Origin of the sequence: Finegoldia sp. BIOML-A4, from assembly GCF_009679635.1 — a bacterium.
Classification (GTDB): Bacteria; Bacillota; Clostridia; order Tissierellales; family Peptoniphilaceae; genus Finegoldia; species Finegoldia magna.
Genome location: NZ_WKZC01000002.1, coordinates 15,106 through 37,196, shown reverse-complemented (window position 1 = coordinate 37,196; position 22,091 = coordinate 15,106). Strand labels below are relative to the sequence as shown.

The window sequence follows — 22,091 nt, the reverse complement described above, 5'->3', positions numbered from 1 at the left end:
TTACCGATAAGTGTTCGCCCTGTCAGATAGCAAATTTGCTCAATTGCCCGAAAACCGCAGTATTATCGGGCTTTAGCGACTATTTTCCTTCACTCTTGACATCAACACAACAGCTTCGCAGTGGTAAGTCCTTGGAAACTGATCGAAGAATTCCAATGACTTAATTTTATACCCTTTTTCGATAAATTTGTCCAAATCCATTCTTTGTGTTATGGGATTGCAAGAAATGTAGATGAATTTATCCGGATTGATGGCAATTAATCGATCGATTGCTTTTGGATGAATTCCATCTCTTGGTGGGTCTAGGACTACTACGTCTTTTTTCTCAACTTTTTCCATAAAATTCAAGCAATCATCGCAGATGAACTTTGTGTTAGTCAATCCATTTAGTTCTGCGTTTTCTTGTGCTTTTTCGACTGCTTCTTCTACTATTTCGACTCCAATCACGCTTTCAGCTTTTTTTGCGAAAATTTGTGCGATGGTTCCTGTTCCACAATACAAATCGTAGACGTTTTTTCCTGACAAATCTCCAGCTAATTCCAAGGCTCTGTTGTAAATTTGTTCTGCTTGTGCGGGATTTGGTTGGAAAAAGGAAAATGGAGATATTCTAAATTCCAAGCCGTTTATTTTTTCTGTCAAATATTCTTTGCCGTACAACAATTCTAATTTGTCGACAATTACCGCATCTGAAATATTATCGTTAATTGTGTGATAAATAGACACAATTCTGTTGTCGATTTGCTTTGCAAATTCAACGAAATCATTCACATCAAACTCATCACTTGTCGTTACCAAATTAATCATGTACTCATCATCACTGAAACTTTTTCTGATTATGAAGTGTCTCAAAAGTCCAGTATGTTTTATTTTTTTGAAAAATTCGTAATTTTTGTCACGAAAATATTCTTGAACAGCTTGTCTGATTTTGTTGAAGCCTTCATCAATGATATTGCAATCTACGGTGTCTGTTATTTCGTAGAATTTGTTTTTAGTGTGAAGTCCCAAAACAAGTGGACCACCTTTGACACTATCTCCAAAAGTGTATTCCATTTTGTTTCTGTAGCCTTGTAAAATAGGAGATGGATGAAAAGTAATATCCTCATCGTAAATATCTTTGTACAATTCTGTGAGTGTTTTTTTCTTCAAATCGCATTCCACATCGTACTCTAGTTTTTGATAAATACAACCGCCACATCTTTCATTTACAGGACAACCTTCAATAGTTTCAAGAGGGGAGTTTTCTAGTTTTTCAACTAGTTTTCCCTCAATAAATCCCTTTTTCTTTCTTTTTCGTTGAAAAGAGATTGTCTGTCCTTGAATTGTGTTCTTTATAGAATACAAATTATCGTCTATTTTGCAAATTCCCTTGTTGGGAAATACATTGTATTCTACTTTTGCCTCTAAAATTTTTTTCATTATCCTTGTAGACCGTCTGCTTGTCTTTGCATATTTTCTACGACGATATCGTGAATATCTCCGATTGATTGTCCGTATTCCAATACTTGCCAAGGTTCATTAGTATGGAAATGAATTTTAATCAAATCATCGCCACCTACAACCAAAAGGCAATCGCCCTTGAAATGTTCTGTAATATATTCACTAATTGTATCGCTTGATAAGTTTTCTCCTGCTATTAATAATTGTGTATCAAATCTAAATTCTATTTGTTCTGACATAATTTCACCTTCATTTTTAAATTTCCCATTGGGATTAAGTTAATTTTACCATATTGTGTTGTAATTTTCTCAGAAAAATTATTTCCAGCTATTCGGAAGAAGTGATTTGTAAGGATAGGAGTCAAACCTATCGTCAATCAAAAATAATTCTCCAGTATCGGTGTCTGTTCTAATCAATCTTCCACCAGCTTGGTGTACCTTGTTCATTCCTGGATACACATAAGCGTAATCGAATCCGTTTTTTCCATTTTCGTCGAAATATTTTTTGATCAAATCATTTTCTATGCTAATTCCAGGAAGACCTACAGAAATTATACCAACAGTATTCAATCTGTCGCCACTCAAATCCACGCCTTCGCTGAACACTCCACCTAAAACACAAAACGCCATTATGTTTGAACTAGTTGTAAATTGGGACAAAAATTCCAACCTTTCCATATCAGTTAGCGTTCGTTCTTGTGTTAAAATATCGAAGCCACAAATCTCATACACAGATTCCAAGTACGAATAAGAAGGAAAGAATATGAGTTTGTTTCCAGGCTTTTCGTTAATTTTTCGAAGAATTTCTGCGATTTTGTATTTCGTATCTTCACGGTCTTTAAATCTAGTTGAAATGTTGATGTGATTTACTTTCAAATTCTCTTTTGGGAAAGGAGATTCCAATCTTATGTTGTAGAATTTTTCCAAGCCCAATACATCTGCGAAGTAGGTCATAGGAGACAAAGTAGCTGAGAAAAATACGTTTGATTTACACTTTTTCAAAAGATTTTTAAAAATATTGTGAGTGTTCAAGCACATGATGTTGTAAATAACATCATCGTTTTCTGTTTTTATTAAAGTAACGAAAGAATCGTCGTAAAAATCAGAAATTTTCAAAAATTTATTGATTTCAAAATACACATCCAATACTTTGTCGTAGTATGGCTTGTCCTTTTCTTCGACCAAGAATTTCGTCATGGATTCTTTGCAACGCACACAATAATCAATCAAATCTACTGACAAATCCTTGTAAGTGTTTACTGGTTTTCCGAATGCTTCATCTTTGATTTGTTTTGCGAGTTTCTTCAAGTTGCGTTTGATTTTGAGTTCTTTTTTATCATCTAAAAGTTCATCACAACAGTCCATAAGTTGGTTGAAACTCAATGAATACGAATACATATCACGTCCTCGACTCACCAAGTTATGAGCCTCATCAACCAATAGCGACATTCTCAAATAAGGAACTTCGAAAAATCTTTTTAGATAAACTACCGGATCAAAAACGTAATTGTAATCACAAATCACAATGTCACAGAAATTCGACAAATCCAGCTCCAACTCCAATGGACAAACTTTGTATTTGAATGCATATTTTTTGATGATTTCTTCCACTATAATATCTTCGTTTTCAAGCATATCGAGAATGCATTTGTTTACCCTGTCGTAGTGACCTTTTGCAAATTCACAATCATTTGGATTGCATTTGACTTCATTATTGATGCAGACTTTGTTTTTTGCGATTATCTCGACTGATTTTATTATCAAACCTTTTTGTTTCATTAAATACAACTGGTCGTTACAAGCTTTTTTAAGCGTAGATTTTGCAGTCAAATAAAAAATCTTGTCCGTCAAATCTTCTCCCATAGCTTTAATTGAAGGAAAAAGCGTGGAGATGGTCTTGCCGATTCCTGTTGCAGCTTCCACCATCAAATCTACACCCTGTTTGGTTGCAGAATACACGTTTTGGCTCAAATACTTCTGACCAGCTCTAAATGCAGGATATGGAAATGACAAATTCTGAATGGATTCGTCACGATTCTTTATGTGTTGTGTGATTAATTCTGTGAAAACGGAGTATTTTTCTAACAATGAAAAATAAAATTCTTTTAATTCTTCAAAAGTAAAATTTTGCCTGATAAATTTTATTTTCTTGGTATCAGTTTGATAATAAGTTAGTTGCAAATCAATATCTTCCAAGTCGTTGTCCAATGCGTAAAAATACCCGTAGCATTTTACTTGTGCCCAGTGATATTTGTTGGAATTGTATTCCAATTCTTCCAAATCACGCGTAGTCGATTTTATTTCATCTATTAAAGTTTTACCATTTTTAATTCCTATTCCGTCAGCTCTACCTTCCACGATGTAATTTACCGATTTATAGAGGGTAGTGTTTTTGAGAGTAACTTCTGGCAGAAATCCAATATCGTATTCTTTTTGAATCATTTTGTGGATTTTCTGTCCTTCTTTTGCCCTGTCGAACACATTTCTGAATCTATCGTCAATGTCGCCACTTCGTTCAGTGTATTCAACCAAATCTCTGACAGAAAGTTTGATTTCTTTTTTCATAGCTTATAATTTTGTTGAAGCAAATTTACTTCCTTGTAAATTTTCCTTCTTTCAATCGCCAAATCGCGATACATTTTATCCTCATCTGTTACATATTCTATTGTTTCATTTACAATATCCGATTCGCCGTATTCATTCACACTTACCATTGTGAAATATCCCGAAGCTTTTATGATATCTGTTCCCTCGACTTTTGCACGAACGAAACATTCCATGCTTGTTTTGCCAACGTAATCTATGATTGCTGTGATTTTTATGATTTCACCTAATTTTGTTGGAGCATTAAATGTCAAATTATTTACAGCTTTTGTCAATGTTTTATTAGAACAAAATCTTCTCGTGCACACACCTGCGATTGTGTCCATCATTTTGAACAATTCTCCTCCGTGGAGAAGTCCGTAAAAATTTCCCATATCTCCATTTGCTCTGAATTTTACAATTGTTTTTGTATCTTGTTTTGTTTTCATTTTTTCCACCTTTTAATTCTTACTTCTATTATAGTATAAAATTTTGTTTTCGGAAAAATGAAATCAATCGCAAGATTTTAAAATTGAAACAAAAAGAAATTAAATGTATAATTAGATTGTATGAACTTTACAGGAGGTTAATGATTTGAAATATAGAGAATATTATGATAATGTTTTAGTCCGAATTGAAAAGGGCGAAGACGTTGTAGAAAAATTATTCGAATTAGTTGAAAAACTTCAACTAAAAAATGGTTCTATTTCTGGTATTGGTGCCAGTGATAATATAACTGTGGGATTATATAGTGTCGAAAAACAAGAATACACTAAGAAAAATTTCACAGGTGAAATGGAAATCACGAGCATCCTTGGAAATATCTCTACTATGAATGACAAACCTTATTTGCACATGCATATTACATTTGCAGATGAGAATTTGAATGTTCACGGCGGACATTTGAACGAGGCTATCATATCAGCAACTTGTGAAATCATAATTAATAAAATAGACGAAAAAGTTGATAGATTCAAAGATTCTGAAACAGGTTTAAATTTATACGATATTTAAAGGAGATAAATGAAATATTATTTTAATAATGACAGCGTAGATCCATATTATAATTTTGCAGTGGAATATTTTTTCGCAAAGCATAACATTCCAGTGTTTATTTTGTGGAGAAATAAGGATTCAATCTTACTAGGTAAGAATCAAAATATTTACAGAGAAGTTAACTTGAAATACACTGAAGAAAATGGAATTAATCTAGTTCGTAGGTTATCTGGCGGTGGCTGCATATATACTGATGAAAAAAATATGCAATACACTTTCATTGAAAGTCAAAACTACGCAAATGACTTCAAACATTTCGCTAATATGATAATCAATCAAATGAAAAAAATGGGACTTAATCCAGAATTCAGCGGTAGAAATGATATTTTGATTGATGGAAAGAAAATAAGTGGCAATGCACAATATATGAAAAACAGCATGGTTGTTCATCATGGTACAATTCTTTTCGATATTGGTGTCGAAAAGATGATGCATTCACTTACTCCTCAAAAAATAAAATTCGAAGGAAAAGCAATTAAATCTGTAGAATCCAGAATTACAACTATTAATGATATGATTGATATGGAATACGATGAGTTTTTCAATAAAATTAAAAACGGAATCATTGAAGATAATAACTTAGAAGAATACGTGCTTAACGATTCTGAAAAAGAAGAAGTGAATAAATACATCGATTTATTTAAAAATGAAGAATTTATTTACTCAAAAGGAGAAACTACCGCAAATTATCAAAGAAAGCATAAGTTTGGAGTTGTGGAATACAGCTATAATATCAAGGATAATTTGATTGATAGTTTCAAAATAGAAGGAGATTTCTTTTCGAACAAAGATATTTCAGAATTTTGCGATATGTTTGTTGGGAAGGCTATGACAATAGATGGTTTCCACAATGTTTTACACGATGTAAATATCGGTGAATACATTGTTGGAATGGATGAGAAAGTGTTTTTAGGTGATATATTTGATTAGAAAACCAAAATGGATGAGAGTAAAGATAGAAGGTAGCCAAAACCTTCACGAAGTAGAAAGTTTAGTAGATGGTTTTGAATTGAACACAGTTTGTAAGGAAGCAAATTGTCCTAACAGAATGAAATGCTACGAATCACGTACAGCTACATTTATGATTTTAGGAGATATTTGTACTAGAAACTGTAGATATTGCAACGTAACTACTGGAAGAGGAAGAGCTGTTGATGAAAAGGAACCTGAAAATGTTGCAAAAGTTGTGCAAAAATTAGGGTTGAAATACGCTGTTATTACTTCAGTTGACAGAGATGACTTAAAAGACGAAGGTGCAACTCAATTCAAAAATGTTATCAAGGAAATTAGAAAATACAATGAAGGAACATTAGTAGAAGTTTTGATTCCTGATATGCACGCAAAGCATGAATTATTGGATATTGTTTTTGATGAAAGACCAGATGTATTAAATCACAACGTTGAAACAGTTCGTTCTATCTTCAAAGAAATGAGACCTCAAGGTAACTTGGACAATTCTTTTGAAGTTTTAAGATATGCAAAAGAAAAAGGACTTGTAACTAAATCTGGATTTATGGTTGGACTTGGAGAAACAAATGAAGAAGTTCATCAAATGTTAGACAAGTTAAACGAATTGAAGGTGGATATAGTTACAATTGGACAATATTTGATGCCAACATTAGAACATGCAGAGTTGGACAGATATGTTACTCCGGAAGAATTCGAAGAATACAAAAAATACGGAGAATCAATAGGAATCAAACACGTAGAAAGCGGTCCATTCGTAAGAAGTTCCTACAATGCTGGTAATGTATTTAAATCATTAGAAGAAAAATAAAATGAGTAATGCAAAATAGGGCGCAAGCTCTATTTTGTATTATATGAGGGAATATATGAATAAGTACATTTTTAGAGAGAAAATCAATTTGCTAATGCAAATTTTACTGACAATTTTGTTGTCGTGTTTTTTAGCGGTGGCGATTGTATTTACTAAAAGATTATTTGAAGTTCAGAACAAGACATTCACACTGATTGTAATTAGTGCGTCGTTGATTTTGTTCGCAGGAATAAATTATCTCAAGGACAGAACGATTTACAACATGGGACTTTTGTTTGTAGAAGGATTTAAACAAGATTTGTTTCACAACGTAATCTCACAAAACTTTTACGAAATACAACAAAAAGAAAAAACTTTTTCGAACGACATAACATCTACATCGCTTTACTTAAAGGAATATTACGTTATTCCGACATTGGAGTTGATATCTGACGCAATTTTATTGGCTGTAGTTTTTGTTACAGTAGGATACAGCGTGTCTTTCATTCCAGTGTCAATTATAACTGTGGGAGTGTTGATTTTCAGTTTAATTAATGTGAGAATCGACAAATCAATTTTAGAAAAGAAAACAAATACATCGAATTTGAGAAAAAGATACGTGTATTTTCTTGATGATATGCTCAACTCCAAGAAAGTAATCAACTCAAAGGCTAACAAAGCACTTGAAGTTGTTCACAGTAAATTAATTGAAGACATATCAGAAAAAGTTATTGAACTTGACAAGGAAGAACTCACAAAATACAACCTAAAATTATTATTTATCGGAGTGTATTTTATAATTAGTTTAATTTACATTATTAAATCACCAAACATCAACACTGGTGAAGTTATAATTCTTATAAGTTCAATTATGTTGTTGTATCACATGATTAAAAAAATTGTAAAAGAAAGATCCATGATTGTGCAATCTGAAGAAAAAGTTTTTGAAATGGAAGAAGTTTTTGGAAATCAAAAAAAATCAGATAAAATTGTAGACCATATAAAAGACATTGAGTTCAGAGATGTAAAATTGTATTCTTCAAATGTTAAAGTTAAAATCAACTACACATTTTATACTGACAAAAAATACTTAATTATTTGCGATAATGATGAAGTTGTAAACTTACTAGCAAAATCATTTATTCAGACGTTGTCTCCACAAAGCGGAATGATTTTGGTAAACAACGAACCTTTAGAGGAGTTTGATTTGTCTTCTAATATGCTTGTAACTTACGATGAAAGTTACATCTTCGACACTGATTTCAGAAACAATGTCACATTGTTTAATTCTTTTGCTGATAAGAAAATTCCGCCGTTGCTAAAAATATTCGATGAAGAATTGACTTCAAAACAAAGATATTCTGAATACAGTGACAGGGACAAGAATTTGATCAGATACAAGAGAATAATCAATCAAGATTCTGAATTCAACATGGTAGTTAATTTGTTTGAGAATTTGGACGAAAATACTGGCAATATTTTGTTGGAAGATTTTATTTTGAGATTCAACGGCTCAATTTATTGTGCTAAGAACGTTCATCCATTTATCAAAGAAAAATTTGACGAAGTGTTGCATGTGAAAAATATCGACAGTGACTATTTGTTAGTTCAAGAATAATTCAAACATCACGGTAAATAATTTATCGTGGTGTTTTTTTGTGAAACTTTACATTAATATTTTTTGAGTTAAAATATATTAGTAATTAAATTTTTGGAGGAATTATGAATTGGTTAAATAAAAATTATAAAGGATTATTACTGTGTCTTTTAATAGCTATTCCTTGTCACTTCTTAGGGAAGAAATTCCCTGTAATTGGTGGTGCAGTTCTAGCGATTTTGGCTGGAATTGTAATGGGATATATTATTAAAGACAAATCACAATTTGAAGTCGGAATGAAATTTGCATCGAAAAAAATATTGCAATATGCTGTAATTTTACTTGGATTTGGAATGAATTTGGCGGTTGTAATGGAAACTGGAAAACAATCATTGCCAATAATTATACTAACTATTTCCACATCTTTAATTATTTCTTATGTACTTTCAAAGAAAATGAATATTGCTAAAAACATTGCGATATTAGTGGGAGTTGGATCATCAATTTGCGGTGGATCTGCAATTGCAGCAATTGCTCCAGTAATAGAAGCTGATGATGAAGATGTTGCACAGGCAATTTCTGTAATATTTTTCTTCAATGTAATTGCGGCTTTGATTTTCCCGTTGTTGGGAAGCGTGATTGGATTTTCCACTCATTCTGGAGAAGCGTTCGGAATATTTGCAGGAACTGCTGTAAATGATACATCATCAGTAACAGCGGCAGCCGCAACTTGGGATGGATTGTACAATTTGGGAACACAAACATTGGACAAAGCTGTTACTGTAAAATTAACTAGAACATTAGCGATTATTCCAATCACATTGGTATTGTCGTATTTGAGAACTAAAAAACAAGAACAATCAGAAAAAGTTGAACTTAAAAAAATATTTCCTATGTTTATTTTGTATTTCGTTCTTGCAAGTATTATAACTACAGTTGCTTTGAAAATGGGAGTAGATGCGAAAGTTTTTAATCCATTAAAAGAATTGTCTAAATTTTTCATTGTAATGGCAATGGCTGCAATTGGATTTAAAACAGATATTGTAAAATTAATAAAAACAGGTGGCAAACCAATCCTACTTGGATTTTGTTGCTGGATAGGAATCGCTATAGTTTCAATAGCAATGCAATTTGCACTTGGACTAATATAGCATAAAGCTACGCAAAAATTTTGCGTAGCTTTTTTCATGAAAAAAAATCACGGCTTTAGGGGGAGCCGTGATTCTTAAGTACAATTTTATCTTACAAGGGGTTTGTTTGATATAAATTGATATCTATTATCATTATACTACGGTTTTTCAATTTGTCAACTAAAAATGGTTATCAAATTAAAAAAATCAAACAAATAGTAATATTTTTATATTTTACAGTAATATTTTAACATTTTCTTCGTTGAATAATCTCACATATTCTTCTGAAAGTTTTCGTGCAGTAATTCCCATTCCCTTAATTTTTTTGTTATTGAAAGTTCCATCGTAAATATAATTGGATCCACAAGATGGAGAATTTTCTTTTAAAATGGCGATTGTAGGGTTGTATAATTTCGCTAATTTCACCACTTCGTCGCTTCCTTTTTCAAATTCTTCTGTGAATTCTTCTCCATCATAATCAAAAACTTTTCCATCCTTAATCTCAACAGGATTTCTTGGCGTTGGTAATCCTCCCATAATTTCTGGGCACACTGGAATTAAATTGTATTTGTCTTTGAGTGAATGAATAATTTCATCGTCTAATTTGTTATTGGAACCATTATATTTGCAATCAACTCCCAATAAACAAGCGCTAATTAAAACATTTTGCATATTTTTCTCCTTTATTTATCGCTAATTCTTTTATTAATTTCACTGACAGGAAGGCCAATTATAGTGTTCAAATCACCTTCGATGTATTCTATAAGAACTGGATTTAAATCTTGAATTCCGTAAGCACCAGCTTTGTCGTAAACGGTGCCTTCGTCGATGTATTTTTTGATTAAATGGATATTTTTATCTGTTTTTTCTGAAAATTTTACGTTACTGTAAGTGTAGAATATTTCTTCGTAATTTTTTGATTTCAAACAAACAGATGTCACAACTTTGTGAACTTTTCCGAGATAGGATGTTAGCATATCCAATGCCTCGTCATAATCTTGTGGCTTGTTCAAAATTTTACCGTCATTAATTACGATTGTGTCAGAAGAAATGTAGAGCGTGTCTTCTTTTAATTTTAATGGAAGAATTTTTGCTTTGGATATTTCACAGCAAACAAGTGCAAGTTTTTCTATAGTTTCACGGTCTTTGTATTTTTCATAAGCTAGTTTTTCTATTTTTCTCTCATCAATATCTGTAGATGTGCTTTCAAATTCACAAATATTTTTCAATAACTCGTTTCTTCTTGGAGATTTGCTAACCAAAATTACATGAGTAAATTCGTCTAATTTCCCAATTTTTGTAACATTTTTTACGTATTTCATTTTATCACCAAATATATTGTCTTATCTTTTTATTAATGTGTCAAATGGGTATATATAGTATGGTGATTATATGATATATACAGTGACATTAAATCCTTCGATTGATTATATAATGCGATTGGATGATTTTCGAAATGGAGAAACTAATAGAGCGAAAGTTACTGAACTTTACGCTGGTGGAAAAGGAATTATGGTTAGCAAATTGCTACATAATTTGGATGTAGGAACCCAAAATATTGGATTTTTGGGAGGATTTACAGGGGATTACATCGAAAAATTATTAGATGAGATGGAAATTCTCCACGATTTTACAAAAATTAATGGAAACAACAGAATTAATGTAAAATTAAAAATGGATTCTGAAACAGAAGTTAACGCACCAGGGCCAGATATTTCTCAAGAAGAATTAGAAGACTTCTACGAAAAACTTTCTAGAATTGATGGTGGAATAGTATCTTTTTCTGGATCTGTGGCAGCGAATATGGACAAGGATATTTATGTTGAGATGATAAAAAAATTATCTCCGAATACTAGATTCACATTGGATACAACTGGTGATGTGTTATTGAAAAGCTTGGATTATAATCCTTTGCTGCTAAAACCCAACCAAGCAGAATTAGAAGAAATTTACGGAGACAAGTTTAATTCAAAAGAAGAAATAATTTCGTATATAAAATCGACCATGATTCCAAAAGCAGAGCATGTGATATGTTCTTTGGGAAGTGATGGTGCGATTTTTGTGAGTGCAAATAATTCATTTTACATTCCAATTGTAAAAGGAGAAGTTATCAACAGTGTTGGCGCTGGAGATAGTATGGTTGCAGGATTTATCTACGCTTATATGAATGAAATGAGTGAAGAAGATATGTTCAAAATGGCTGTGGCTAGTGCGACTGCGACTGTTTTCTCATATGATATGGGAGAAAAGGATCAAATAAATGAAATATTTGGCAAATTAAAAATAATAAATATGGGGGAAAATAATGGAAATTAAAGATTTGCTTTCAAAAGATCTAATGATTATGAATCTTAAATCTACAACAAAAAAAGATGTTATAGATGAGATGATTGAAAAATTGTACGAAAACAATGTTATTAATGATGTACTAAAATTTAGATCTGAAATTATGAAAAGAGAGTTGGAATCTTCGACAGGTCTTGGAGAAGGAGTTGCTATGCCTCATGCGAAAACATCTGCAGTGAATAAACCTGCGATTGTATTTGCTAGAAGTACAACTGGCGTGAATTATGAAGCGTTAGATGGAGAAGATACTTATATATTTTTCATGATTGCAGCAACTGAAGGACAAAACCAAATGCACATTGAAACTTTGGCGAAACTGTCCAAGCTTTTATTAAAAGAAGGATTTATCGATAGATTAAAAGCAGCAGAATCTCCAGAAGAAGTTTACAAAACCATTGATGATTACGCAGAAGAATCCGAGCCGAAAGTAGCACCAGTAGAAACTAGTTCGATTTATACAGAAAAGCCATTCGTCTTAGCTGTAACTGCATGTCCAACGGGAATTGCACACACTTATATGGCAGAAGAAGCTTTGAAGGAACAAGCATCTAAAATGGGAGTTGACATCAAGGTAGAAACAAACGGATCTGATGGTGTTAAGAACAAATTAACAGCTGATGATATCGAAAAATCTACGGGAATTATTATAGCTGCGGATAGAAAAGTAGAAACTGCACGTTTTAATGGCAAGAATGTAATTGAATGTCCTGTTTCCGATGCGATTAGAAATCCAAAAGATTTGATTGAAAAAATAGTAGAGGGCAAAGCGAAGATTTATCATGCAGATGAATCGGAGTCAAAAGAAGTTGAAGAAGAAACGACAAATTGGAAATCAAAATTATACCAAGATATTATGAATGGCGTTAGTCATATGTTACCATTTGTAGTTGGTGGTGGAATTTTATTGGCGTTGTCATTCTTGGTTGAAAGATTTTTCTCTGATACTTCACCAATTTACAATTTATTCTCCGTAGGTGGAAAAGCTGCGTTTGGATTTTTGATTCCAATTTTGGCAGGATACATTGCTATGAGTATTGGAGATAGACCGGCGTTAATGCCTGGTATGGTTGCAGGTTTCATTGCAGGACAAGGCGCAGGATTTTTGGGAGGACTGTTAGGTGGTTTCTTAGCAGGTTATGTTATTTTATTTTTGAAGAAAATTACTAGAAATCTTCCAAAATCACTTGAAGGTACTAAACCAATGTTAATCTTCCCGGTATTTGGGTTGCTATTAACATCTTTGGGTATGATTTTCGTAATATCTCCAGTGTTTACTACAATTAACAAAGCAATCAATGGATTTTTGGCAAATATGGGAACTACAAACTCAATTTTACTTGGAGCTTTGCTCGGAGCGATGATGAGTGTGGACATGGGTGGTCCTGTTAACAAAGCAAGTTACACTTTCTCAATAGGAGTATTCACAGATACTGGTAATGGTGCTTTTATGGCAGCTACAATGGCTGGAGGAATGGTTGCGCCACTTGCAATAGCTATAGCATCTAGTTTATTTAAAAATAAATTTGACGAAAAAGAAAAGAAATCAGCAGTCACTAACTATATTTTGGGTGCATCATTTATCACAGAAGGAGCGATTCCTTTTGCAGCAAAAGATCCATTGAGAGTAATTGTGTCATCTGTAATAGGTAGTGCAATTGCAGGTGGACTTACACAAGCATTTGAAGTAAAATCTCCAGCACCACACGGAGGAATATTCATTTTACCAGCTATGGAATCTGTAGACAAGGCGTTGTTCTTCGTATTATCTGTAGCAGTGGGATCATTGGTTTCAGCAATCATTTATGGATTGTGGAAACAAAAAGCAGAATAATGTTATAATAATATTGTAATTTACAAATTTTCAAATTTTCAAGGAGGAAATTATGTTAGTAGCAGCAGACAAAATGTTAAAAGATGCATTAAAAGGAAAATACGCAGTAGGTCATTTCAACATCAACAACTTGGAATGGACTAAAGCTATTTTGGAAACAGCACAAGAAAACAACTCACCAGTTATTTTGGGAGTTAGCGAAGGCGCTGGAAAATATATGGGCGGATACAAAACAGTTGTAGGAATGGTTAAAGGAATGATTGAAGAATTAAACATAACAGTTCCTGTAGCAATCCACTTAGACCACGGATCATTCGAAGGAGCAAAAAAATGTATCGAAGCAGGATTTACGTCAGTAATGTTTGATGGTTCTAAATATCCAATTGATGAAAATATAGAAAAAACAAAAGAAATAGTTGAACTTGCTCACTCAAAAGGAATCAGCGTTGAAGCAGAAGTTGGAGCTATCGGTGGCGAAGAAGACGGAGTAATCGGTCAAGGAGAAATCGCCGACAAAAACGAATGCAAGAGAATTTCTGAATTAGGAATAGATTTCTTGGCAGCAGGAATTGGTAATATCCATGGTGTTTATCCTGAAAACTGGAAGGGATTAGACTTCAATGCTCTTGGAGAAATCAAAGGAGAAATCGGAGAAATGCCCCTAGTTCTTCATGGTGGAACAGGAATTCCAACTGATATGATAAAAGAAGCAATCAGCCTTGGAGTATCCAAAATAAATGTAAACACTGAATGTCAAATCGTATTTACAGAAGAAACTAGAAAATATTTCGAAGAAAATAAAGACAAAGAAAAGAAAGGATTTGACCCAAGAAAAGTTTTGAAACCAGGCTACGAAGCAATCAAAGCAAAAGTTAAAGAAAAAATGGAAATTTTTGGATCAATCGACAAAGCAAACTAATTTAAAAATCAGAATTCAAGCTGAATCTATTAATTTAGATTCGGCTTTTTGATTTGAAAAAATTTTTATTGTATAGGATAATATTACCTAGGTGATAAATTTGAAAAACATTGATTTATTTAAAACTCTTTTGAAAATTAATGCCGTGACGTTTGGTGGAGGATATACAATAGTTCCTATAATTAGAGATGAGTTTGTTAAGAACAAAAAAATAATTGACGACGACGAAATGATGAAAATAATCGCCTTGGCACAAAGTTGTCCAGGAGCGATGGCTATTAACACGTCGATTTTATTAGGATACAGGATTAATAAAACAAAAGGGGCAATTGCAAGTGTACTTGCAGCGACTCTTCCATGTTTGGTTATTATTTCGATTGTAAGTTTAATTTACAACAAAATTCACGACAATCCATTTATCAACATGATGCTTATTAGTATGAGTGGAGCAATCAGTGCGATATTACTTTTAACTGTTGTGGATTTGGCAAAATCAAATTTGAAAAAAGACAGAGCACTTGGAATTGGAATAATGATCTTAGCATTTGTAATGGGATTTGTATTTAACATAAATGTTGCGATAATTTTACTTGCTTGCGCTTGTATCGGGGTAATGTATTCAAAGATTGTAGGTGGCAAATATGATTTTGATTAAATTATTCTGGGTGTTTTTTAAAGTTGGATTATTTGCTTTTGGTGGAGGATATGCAACACTTCCACTTATCACAAATTTTGTAGTAAATGAAAATCAATGGATCAGTCTTAGAGAATTGACAGACGTACTTACGATTTCGCAAATGACGCCAGGACCAATAGCGATAAATTCTGCGACATTTGTTGGAATGAAAATATATTCCGTGCTGGGAGCTGTTGTAGCAACTACTGGATTGGTGTTTCCGGCGTTAATTATTCTACTTCCGTTATCTAAGCTAATTTTTTCGGGAAAAGAATTAAAGTTTTTGGATTATATACTAAAAGGGATCAAACCTGCAGTTGCAGCACTGATATTCATTGCATTTATCGATTTGTTCGAATCGGCAGTGTTTAATGGCACATTTAATACGACAAACATAAACATTGTCGCCGTAATTTCATTTTTTGTAGGATTTGTAATGTATTATAAAAAAGTTTCTATTATTAAGATAATCGGCGTGTGTGCAACGATAGGACTTATATATCAATTTGTAATCTAAAAAAAGCCTCACTATGAGGCTTTTTGTCGTTTAAATATCTATTGAGTTGTCCATCATTTTTATTGACGCTTGGTATAAGCCAAGACCTGTCAATATCCAAATAATAGTGCTTGTAATTGGTATTCCCATTATTTTTGTGAATGTGTTCATTGTAATTGTATCTGAATTTTTTAGCGTTATTAATTCGCTAGCATCTACGATTCCTTCACCTACATATGAGATTAGATAAGGGAATCTTGCGAATATTTCTTGGTCGATTAGGGATATAACCACGTTAATCACAATCATAATTATAATCCATGAGTAACCAGTTTTGTTTGATGGAAACAATGATTTTGTAGCAACTATTGAGAAATACATTACAATATATCCTATAAATGTACTTATAATAAAGTTTACAGTCAAAATGATGAATGTAAATGGAGAAATCGTAAAGTACGGATTATTAAATGCCAATTTAATCATTTCTAAGAATTTCGATTCACCAACAAAATACATTCCCAAGAAGTTTATTAAAGAAAATGCTATTGCAAATATTACTGTCCAAATAAGAGCGAATAATAGTTTACTCATTAAAATGTCGTTGCTTTTAACAGGAAGTGTGAACATCAAATAGCCTCTGTCGGAATAGTAATCGCGTCTGAACACCATAACTATTTGTACAGTCAATGCCAAGAAACTTCCAAAAACTGCAAGGATACATAAAATCAAGAAAAGCATTTCGATAAATCCCATCGTTTGAGTATTTGCGATTATTGAATTTTTAAATAATGCATATAACAAGCTGTTTCCCAACAATCCGACAAATAATGATATCAAGCATAATTTCAAGTTGTTTTTTAAATCGTGTTTTAAAAGTTTAAGCATGGTGACCTCCAAAAATTTGTTTGTACACATCTTCAATGCCTTTGTTGTAAGTTGATCTCAAATTTTCTACGCTATCATTTAATTCCACAGAACCTTTGTTGAGCATGATTACTCTGTCGAAAATTCTTTCGATATCTCTAACCAAGTGAGTAGTAATGACGAGAGTAGAATCAGGGTCGATGTTATCAATGATTGCATCCAAAATTTGTTCACGAGCTACAGGGTCAACTCCTGCGATTGGCTCATCAATTATGAAAAGCTTAGCGTGACGTGATAACACAAGTGCCAAGTTCAATTTTTCGGTCATACCTTTTGATAGATTGCTGACTTTCATTTTCTTGTCCAAACTCATTTGTTCAATAAAACTTGTGAATTTTTCTCCGTCAAAATCGGAATAAAAATCTTCGAACAATGCTTGTGTTTGAGCGATTGTAAGGTTAGGATCTAGGAAAAAACGATCCGGCAAATAACTTACGAATTCTTTTGTCTTGTAATTAACATTTTGTGAATCGATTTTAACTTCGCCTTCGTATTTTTTTATTATTCCAGCTAAAATTTTGATTAAAGTTGTCTTGCCAGAACCATTTGGACCTAGAAGTCCGATGACTTCTCCTTTTTCGGCTGTAAATGATACATCTTTAAGTGCTTGTTTGTTGCCGTATTTTTTCGACAAATTTTTTATTTCGAGTACGCTCATTTTTTCCACCTTTCATCTATAAGTTCCATTAGTTTTTCTTTTGGCATATTCATTTGATACATTTCGTTTAAGAAATCATCTATCAATTGTTCTGCCATATCATTTTTCAAAGCTTTTAATTTATCTTCGTCGACATCGACAAATGAACCAAGTCCTCGTTTACTCATAGTAATTCCACAGCTTTCCAACTCTGCATAAGCACGTTGAACTGTGTTAGGATTTACATTTAATTCTTTCGCAGTTTCTCTGACAGAAGGAATTTTATCAGAAGACTTTAATTCTTGCCTAATTATTTTGTATTTAAAATAATCTACGATTTGAATGTAGATAGGCTTATTATCATCAAATTGCATATTATCTCCTTTCTCATCTGTTCTATAACAATAATACACCGTTACAATAAAAAAGTCAAGCTATTTTAATAAAATATTTACGCCCTTTGATGATAAATCATTCAGCTCATCGATTTGTTCTTGATTAATTGTGGAATTTTTCTTAGCGAAAATCTTTCCCGGTGGATAAATCACGATATCATTGGTAATCTTTTTGTTCAGTAAATAATCGTATGTTTTATAAATTTTCGTAGAGTCTGATTTTTCATATGAACGAAGAGCTTCCAGCAAAATTTCAAAATCTTTTTTATCATCGGCAATCGTTGAAATCAATACGAGATTTTTGTAGTCTATCATTTCAATATAAATTCCGTTTTTTATCAAATGCTCATTCACATCACTTGGATTGTCGCATTCAAGGACAATTCTTGTAAAATCTCTCTTGCAATTTTTTTGAATAGGAGTTTTTCTTATGAAATCTAAGCCTTCAATCTCACTATAAAACCAATCTATTATTTCTTTTAATTCAGCGTATTTGCTCTCATTTTTAGTACAATAATTGACGGCATATTCCACAGATGTCATGAAAATATATGATGGGGAAGATGTCATAATCATTTGTAGATTACTCATAGTTTTATCTATCAATCTATCTTCCGAGTTGAAATTAATCGCAGCAGTTTGTGTGAATGCAGGCATCGTTTTGTGATACGAATTAATAGAAATATCACAACCTAGTTGCATTGCATTTTTGTCAAAACATTCCAATGCAAAATGCGTTCCGTGTGCTTCGTCAACAATAATCTTGATATTATTTTCGTGACAGTAAGTTACAAGTTTTTCGATAGGCTGATAAATCCCATAATAATTGGGGCGTGTTATAAGAACTGCTTTGATAGATGAATCTTTTTTCAAATTTTCTATCAAAACTTCTTGTTCACACACTCCATCACAGTCAATCTCCACAGATTCTCCGCGAGCAAGTCGTACGCCGTTGATTACGGATTTGTGGCAATTTTTCTCTACCAAAATTTTGTCGTTTTCATCTAATACGCTCATTATACTTGCGACTATTCCAGAGGTTGAACCATTGACAAGATACATTGATTTTTTTGCATGTGAAAAAAGGGCAAGATTATTCCTGCCCTCAGCTATAATATTATTTGCATGGTACAAATCATCTGTATCAGATAATTCAGTTACATCAATCTTCAAAATATTTTCAAGAAAATCGCTCATGCCTTCCAGCATCTTGCCCTTATGACCAGGCATGTGAAAGCTTACTTTTTCTTTTCTTTTTCTCAGATTTTCATACAAATTACGCATTCAACATTTTCTCCACTTCTACCATAATTGCACATTCAGTACGTTTCTTTTGCATTGCGCAACCCAATTCGTATGGCTTGTAAATATCGTTATTAAAATTGTACGCATTTGCATGGCAACCACCAGAACAGTAGAATTTGCACCAACAATTTTTGCAATCTTCTTTTGTAAATACGTGACAATTCAAGAATTCTTCACGCAAATCTTCTGGTAAAGTTAGATTTTCATCTAAAATATTTCCCATTTTGAATTTTTCGTTGCCGACAAATTGATGACAAGGATAAATATCTCCTTCTGGAGTTACTGCAATGTATTCGCATCCAGCTCCACAACCTTGCATTCTTTTTATTACACATGGACCTTGAGTCAAATCAACCATAAAATGGAAGAACTTAAAGTTAGAACCATTAACTTGATCCTTTGCATAATCCACTGCCAATTTTTCGTATTCATTCAAAACAGTGTCCAAATCTTCCTTAGTAATAGCGTAATCGTCATAATCGCTGTCTACAACAGGTTCGATACTTGACAATTCAAATCCCAAATCTTTGAAATGTTTTACATCTTCTGAGAAATCCAAGTTTTTCTTAGTGAAAGTTCCTCTTACGTAATAATATTTTCCTTTTCTTCCTTTAATAAGCTTTTGGAATTTAGGAACGATTAAATCATAAGAGCCCTTATCGTTCAAAGTTTTTCTCATATTATCGTTGACAGATTTTCTACCATCAAGACTAAGAACTACGTTGTGCATATTTTCGTTGATAAAATCAATCTTGTCATCGTCCAACAAAACGCCGTTAGTAGTTATCGTAAATCTGAATTTCTTACCTTTTTCATCGGCTATTTCATTGCCATATTTTACTAATTTCTTTACAAGTTCGAAATCCATCAGAGGTTCTCCACCGAAGAAATCCACTTCCAAGAATTTTCTTGAACCGCTATTGTCAACCAAATATTTCAAAGCTTTCTTGCCGACTTCTTCAGTCATATAAGCTTTGTGTCCACCGAAATCACCTTGTGAAGCAAAACAATATTCGCACTTCAAGTTACAATCGTGAACAACGTGAAGACACATTGCCTTTAACACAGGTTCTCTCTTTTTGAAATCTTCAATGTGAAGATAATCATCCGATGAAAAAAGCATATTCGCTTTTTCCAATTCTGCAATTTCCTTGATAGAATCTCTGACAGATTCTTCAGGATATTGAGCTAATTTTTCTACTATTTCATCTGCACTTAAATCTTTGTAATAATCAAGTACATCGTAACTTATGTCGTCAAAAACATGGACACTTCCACCGTTTACATCTAAAACAATGTTGTGGCCATTCATTTTGTATTTATGTATCATATAATTCTCCTTTCAGCTACCGTACTATTTTATAGAAAATTATGAATTAAGTCAATAAAAAACGAAAACCACTCAAAAGAGTGGCATTAATTTAATAATCGCATATCTGATTGTTTACTTAAAAGTCTTCAATCATTATGTAAACAAGATTATCTATTTTCGTTTTCACATTCTTGGTTAGCAACTGTGCAAGAAGTTTTGCAAGCTGATTGGCAAGATGTTTGGCATTCACCACAACCACCTTTGCAAGCTGATTCTTTCAAAGTGTTAGGTGTTAAAGTTTTAATATGTTTTTCCATAATATTCACCTCAAAATAATTATATCATAAATTCTAAAAAAATGTGAGAGATAATATTTCGGGTGTATAATCAAAAAAAACATTGCATAATAATAAAATAAGTGATATATTTAACTTAAAGGGGGAGATTAAAATGTTCAAATACATTACTCATAACAAAAAATTATTCTATTTAACTCTTCTTACAGCGCCTATTGCCGTTGGATTTGATATTGGCTTGGCGTGGCTTTTAAGAATTATAACAGATGCAGGAACTAATGGAGAAGAACAACTTTTGCCCAGATTAATTCTAATTTCTGTGTTGTACATAATTTTTGCAAGTATTTCCGATTTGCTATATCGAAAAAGCACAGTAGAACTTACGAATAATTGTATATATAATGTTAGAAATGATTTGTTCAACAGTATAACAGACGAATCTCTAATCAAAATATCCAAACAAAATAGTGGATATTATATATCGATGTTTTTGAATGATTTGGAAGATTTGAAGATGGATTATTTCAAAAATATGGTGTCTTCATATCATGAAATTCTCAATTTCGTAATATCCTTAGTCTTGCTTGTCAAAATCGACATAATAATGGCAATCACAATAATAATATTTTCCGTGGTGCAACTAGCAGTGCCATTTATTTTCGAAAAATTAATCGAAAAAAGACAAGAAGAACTTATGAATATAAGAAATGAATATACGTCTAGTTTGCAAGAATTCGTGAACAATTTCAATTTGATTAAGTTTTTCAAAAAAGAAATTATTTTTCAAAAAATTAACCAAGATAAATCCATTGAATATCGTAACGCATCAAATACTAAGGAAACTTTGAGCAAAACTATTTACGTTTTATCATTTGCTAGTTCATTGGCAATGTATTTGGGTTGTATGTTGGTCGGAATTTGGCTAGTATTTAAAGACAGAATAACCATTGGTCAAGTAATAGAATCAAGTCAACTTATGGCTTATGTGACAGGACCGTTATTAAATTTCACAGATATAATGACAAGCTTTAAATCATCAAAACCAGTCCAAAACAAAATTATGAATTTCATCTCAGAAGAAAAACCTGTTGAGGTAGAAGATGAATTCGAATTTAATAATTTGAAATTAAACAATATTTCGTTCAAATATCCAACAAGTGACAAATACGTTTTGAAAAATTTGGATTTTACATTTGAAAAAGGCAAAAAATACATTATTATTGGAGAAAGTGGAACGGGGGACAGTGATATAATGATGACAGATACAATAAATCCATTAAAATCAAAGTTTAAAGGCTTCCACAAAACTTTTAAACAAGACGATTTAGGATTAAGTCTGTCATCTTTTTTATTAAATTAACAAAAAAGAAAAGAAAACATAAGTAATAAGGAT

The 22,091-nt window shown here is 32.4% G+C and carries 23 protein-coding genes; 11 read left to right on the top strand and 12 right to left on the bottom strand.

The features are described 5' to 3' along the window. Positions 1–72 precede the first annotated feature (72 nt). The 4 genes from rlmD to GKG01_RS02550 form a co-directional block, all read right to left on the bottom strand. Positions 73–1,416, bottom strand: a complete 1,344-nt coding sequence (rlmD, locus tag GKG01_RS02565) for a 23S rRNA (uracil(1939)-C(5))-methyltransferase RlmD (RefSeq protein ID WP_154271296.1) — start codon at positions 1,414–1,416, stop codon at positions 73–75. Further along, a complete protein-coding gene (locus GKG01_RS02560; RefSeq protein ID WP_002835237.1) occupies positions 1,416–1,676 on the bottom strand; it encodes a hypothetical protein in 261 nt (86 codons plus the stop codon). Before GKG01_RS02560 ends, rlmD begins: the two co-directional genes overlap by 1 nt. Before the next feature lie 78 nt (positions 1,677–1,754). Beyond that, positions 1,755–4,001: an ATP-dependent DNA helicase gene (locus GKG01_RS02555; protein ID WP_154271294.1), complete on the bottom strand. Its 2,247-nt coding sequence runs from the start codon at positions 3,999–4,001 to the stop codon at positions 1,755–1,757. Beyond that, positions 3,998–4,468, bottom strand: a complete 471-nt coding sequence (locus GKG01_RS02550; protein ID WP_094207516.1) for an acyl-CoA thioesterase — start codon at positions 4,466–4,468, stop codon at positions 3,998–4,000. The genes GKG01_RS02555 and GKG01_RS02550 overlap by 4 nt, the downstream gene beginning before the upstream one ends. Before the next feature lie 145 nt (positions 4,469–4,613). Here GKG01_RS02550 and GKG01_RS02545 point away from each other — a divergent pair, with 145 nt between their 5' ends. The 5 genes from GKG01_RS02545 to GKG01_RS02525 all read left to right on the top strand — a co-directional run bounded on the left by GKG01_RS02545 (position 4,614) and on the right by GKG01_RS02525 (position 9,579). Beyond that, positions 4,614–5,033, top strand: coding sequence for a PPC domain-containing DNA-binding protein (locus GKG01_RS02545; protein ID WP_002835234.1), 420 nt, complete (start codon positions 4,614–4,616; stop codon positions 5,031–5,033). Positions 5,034–5,042: 9 nt separating this feature from the next. Then, positions 5,043–6,005 carry a lipoate--protein ligase gene (locus GKG01_RS02540; protein ID WP_154271292.1) on the top strand — a complete coding sequence of 321 codons (963 nt, stop codon included), beginning with the start codon at positions 5,043–5,045 and terminating at the stop codon, positions 6,003–6,005. Next, the gene (gene lipA / locus GKG01_RS02535) at positions 5,998–6,852 is read left to right on the top strand and encodes a lipoyl synthase (RefSeq protein ID WP_094204063.1); all 855 of its coding nucleotides are present in this window, start codon (positions 5,998–6,000) and stop codon (positions 6,850–6,852) included. The genes GKG01_RS02540 and lipA overlap by 8 nt, the downstream gene beginning before the upstream one ends. A 55-nt stretch (positions 6,853–6,907) precedes the next feature. After that, positions 6,908–8,449, top strand: coding sequence for an ABC transporter ATP-binding protein/permease (locus tag GKG01_RS02530; protein WP_154271290.1), 1,542 nt, complete (start codon positions 6,908–6,910; stop codon positions 8,447–8,449). Positions 8,450–8,553: 104 nt separating this feature from the next. Further along, the gene (locus GKG01_RS02525; RefSeq protein ID WP_154271288.1) at positions 8,554–9,579 is read left to right on the top strand and encodes a YeiH family protein; all 1,026 of its coding nucleotides are present in this window, start codon (positions 8,554–8,556) and stop codon (positions 9,577–9,579) included. Between the two features lie 213 nt (positions 9,580–9,792). On the opposite strand, the gene GKG01_RS02520 is transcribed toward GKG01_RS02525, so the two are convergent. Together GKG01_RS02520 and GKG01_RS02515 are read right to left on the bottom strand one after the other, a co-directional pair. After that, complete coding sequence (locus tag GKG01_RS02520) at positions 9,793–10,230, bottom strand: DUF523 domain-containing protein (protein ID WP_110058567.1); 438 nt, start codon at positions 10,228–10,230, stop codon at positions 9,793–9,795. 11 nt (positions 10,231–10,241) lie between these two features. Beyond that, the gene (locus GKG01_RS02515) at positions 10,242–10,880 is read right to left on the bottom strand and encodes a nucleoside triphosphate pyrophosphatase (protein ID WP_154271286.1); all 639 of its coding nucleotides are present in this window, start codon (positions 10,878–10,880) and stop codon (positions 10,242–10,244) included. 70 nt (positions 10,881–10,950) lie between these two features. Here GKG01_RS02515 and pfkB point away from each other — a divergent pair, with 70 nt between their 5' ends. The 5 genes from pfkB to GKG01_RS02490 all read left to right on the top strand — a co-directional run bounded on the left by pfkB (position 10,951) and on the right by GKG01_RS02490 (position 15,847). Then, complete coding sequence (gene pfkB, locus GKG01_RS02510; RefSeq protein ID WP_154271285.1) at positions 10,951–11,874, top strand: 1-phosphofructokinase; 924 nt, start codon at positions 10,951–10,953, stop codon at positions 11,872–11,874. Continuing rightward, the gene (locus tag GKG01_RS02505) at positions 11,864–13,735 is read left to right on the top strand and encodes a fructose-specific PTS transporter subunit EIIC (RefSeq protein ID WP_154271283.1); all 1,872 of its coding nucleotides are present in this window, start codon (positions 11,864–11,866) and stop codon (positions 13,733–13,735) included. Before pfkB ends, GKG01_RS02505 begins: the two co-directional genes overlap by 11 nt. A 52-nt stretch (positions 13,736–13,787) precedes the next feature. Beyond that, complete coding sequence (gene fba / locus GKG01_RS02500; protein WP_002835224.1) at positions 13,788–14,654, top strand: class II fructose-1,6-bisphosphate aldolase; 867 nt, start codon at positions 13,788–13,790, stop codon at positions 14,652–14,654. A gap of 91 nt (positions 14,655–14,745) precedes the next feature. Continuing rightward, positions 14,746–15,309, top strand: a complete 564-nt coding sequence (locus GKG01_RS02495; protein ID WP_012290953.1) for a chromate transporter — start codon at positions 14,746–14,748, stop codon at positions 15,307–15,309. After that, positions 15,296–15,847 (top strand): chromate transporter, encoded by a 552-nt coding sequence (locus tag GKG01_RS02490; protein WP_154253781.1) that lies wholly within the window; start codon positions 15,296–15,298, stop codon positions 15,845–15,847. Before GKG01_RS02495 ends, GKG01_RS02490 begins: the two co-directional genes overlap by 14 nt. Before the next feature lie 30 nt (positions 15,848–15,877). On the opposite strand, the gene GKG01_RS02485 is transcribed toward GKG01_RS02490, so the two are convergent. The 6 genes from GKG01_RS02485 to scfA all read right to left on the bottom strand — a co-directional run bounded on the left by GKG01_RS02485 (position 15,878) and on the right by scfA (position 20,719). Next, positions 15,878–16,714: an antibiotic ABC transporter permease gene (locus tag GKG01_RS02485; protein WP_094206141.1), complete on the bottom strand. Its 837-nt coding sequence runs from the start codon at positions 16,712–16,714 to the stop codon at positions 15,878–15,880. After that, the gene (locus GKG01_RS02480) at positions 16,707–17,411 is read right to left on the bottom strand and encodes an ABC transporter ATP-binding protein (protein WP_154253779.1); all 705 of its coding nucleotides are present in this window, start codon (positions 17,409–17,411) and stop codon (positions 16,707–16,709) included. Before GKG01_RS02480 ends, GKG01_RS02485 begins: the two co-directional genes overlap by 8 nt. Continuing rightward, positions 17,408–17,764, bottom strand: coding sequence for a GntR family transcriptional regulator (locus tag GKG01_RS02475; protein WP_154253777.1), 357 nt, complete (start codon positions 17,762–17,764; stop codon positions 17,408–17,410). The genes GKG01_RS02480 and GKG01_RS02475 overlap by 4 nt, the downstream gene beginning before the upstream one ends. A gap of 60 nt (positions 17,765–17,824) precedes the next feature. Continuing rightward, positions 17,825–19,069, bottom strand: a complete 1,245-nt coding sequence (locus GKG01_RS02470) for an aminotransferase class V-fold PLP-dependent enzyme (RefSeq protein ID WP_154253775.1) — start codon at positions 19,067–19,069, stop codon at positions 17,825–17,827. Then, positions 19,062–20,420, bottom strand: coding sequence for a thioether cross-link-forming SCIFF peptide maturase (scfB, locus tag GKG01_RS02465; RefSeq protein ID WP_154253773.1), 1,359 nt, complete (start codon positions 20,418–20,420; stop codon positions 19,062–19,064). The genes GKG01_RS02470 and scfB overlap by 8 nt, the downstream gene beginning before the upstream one ends. Positions 20,421–20,569: 149 nt before the next feature. Further along, a complete protein-coding gene (scfA, locus tag GKG01_RS02460) occupies positions 20,570–20,719 on the bottom strand; it encodes a six-cysteine ranthipeptide SCIFF (protein ID WP_002835215.1) in 150 nt (49 codons plus the stop codon). A gap of 133 nt (positions 20,720–20,852) precedes the next feature. On the opposite strand from scfA, the gene GKG01_RS02455 reads away from it, so the two are divergent. After that, the gene (locus GKG01_RS02455; protein ID WP_154271281.1) at positions 20,853–22,058 is read left to right on the top strand and encodes an ABC transporter ATP-binding protein; all 1,206 of its coding nucleotides are present in this window, start codon (positions 20,853–20,855) and stop codon (positions 22,056–22,058) included. Positions 22,059–22,091: the final 33 nt, after the last annotated feature.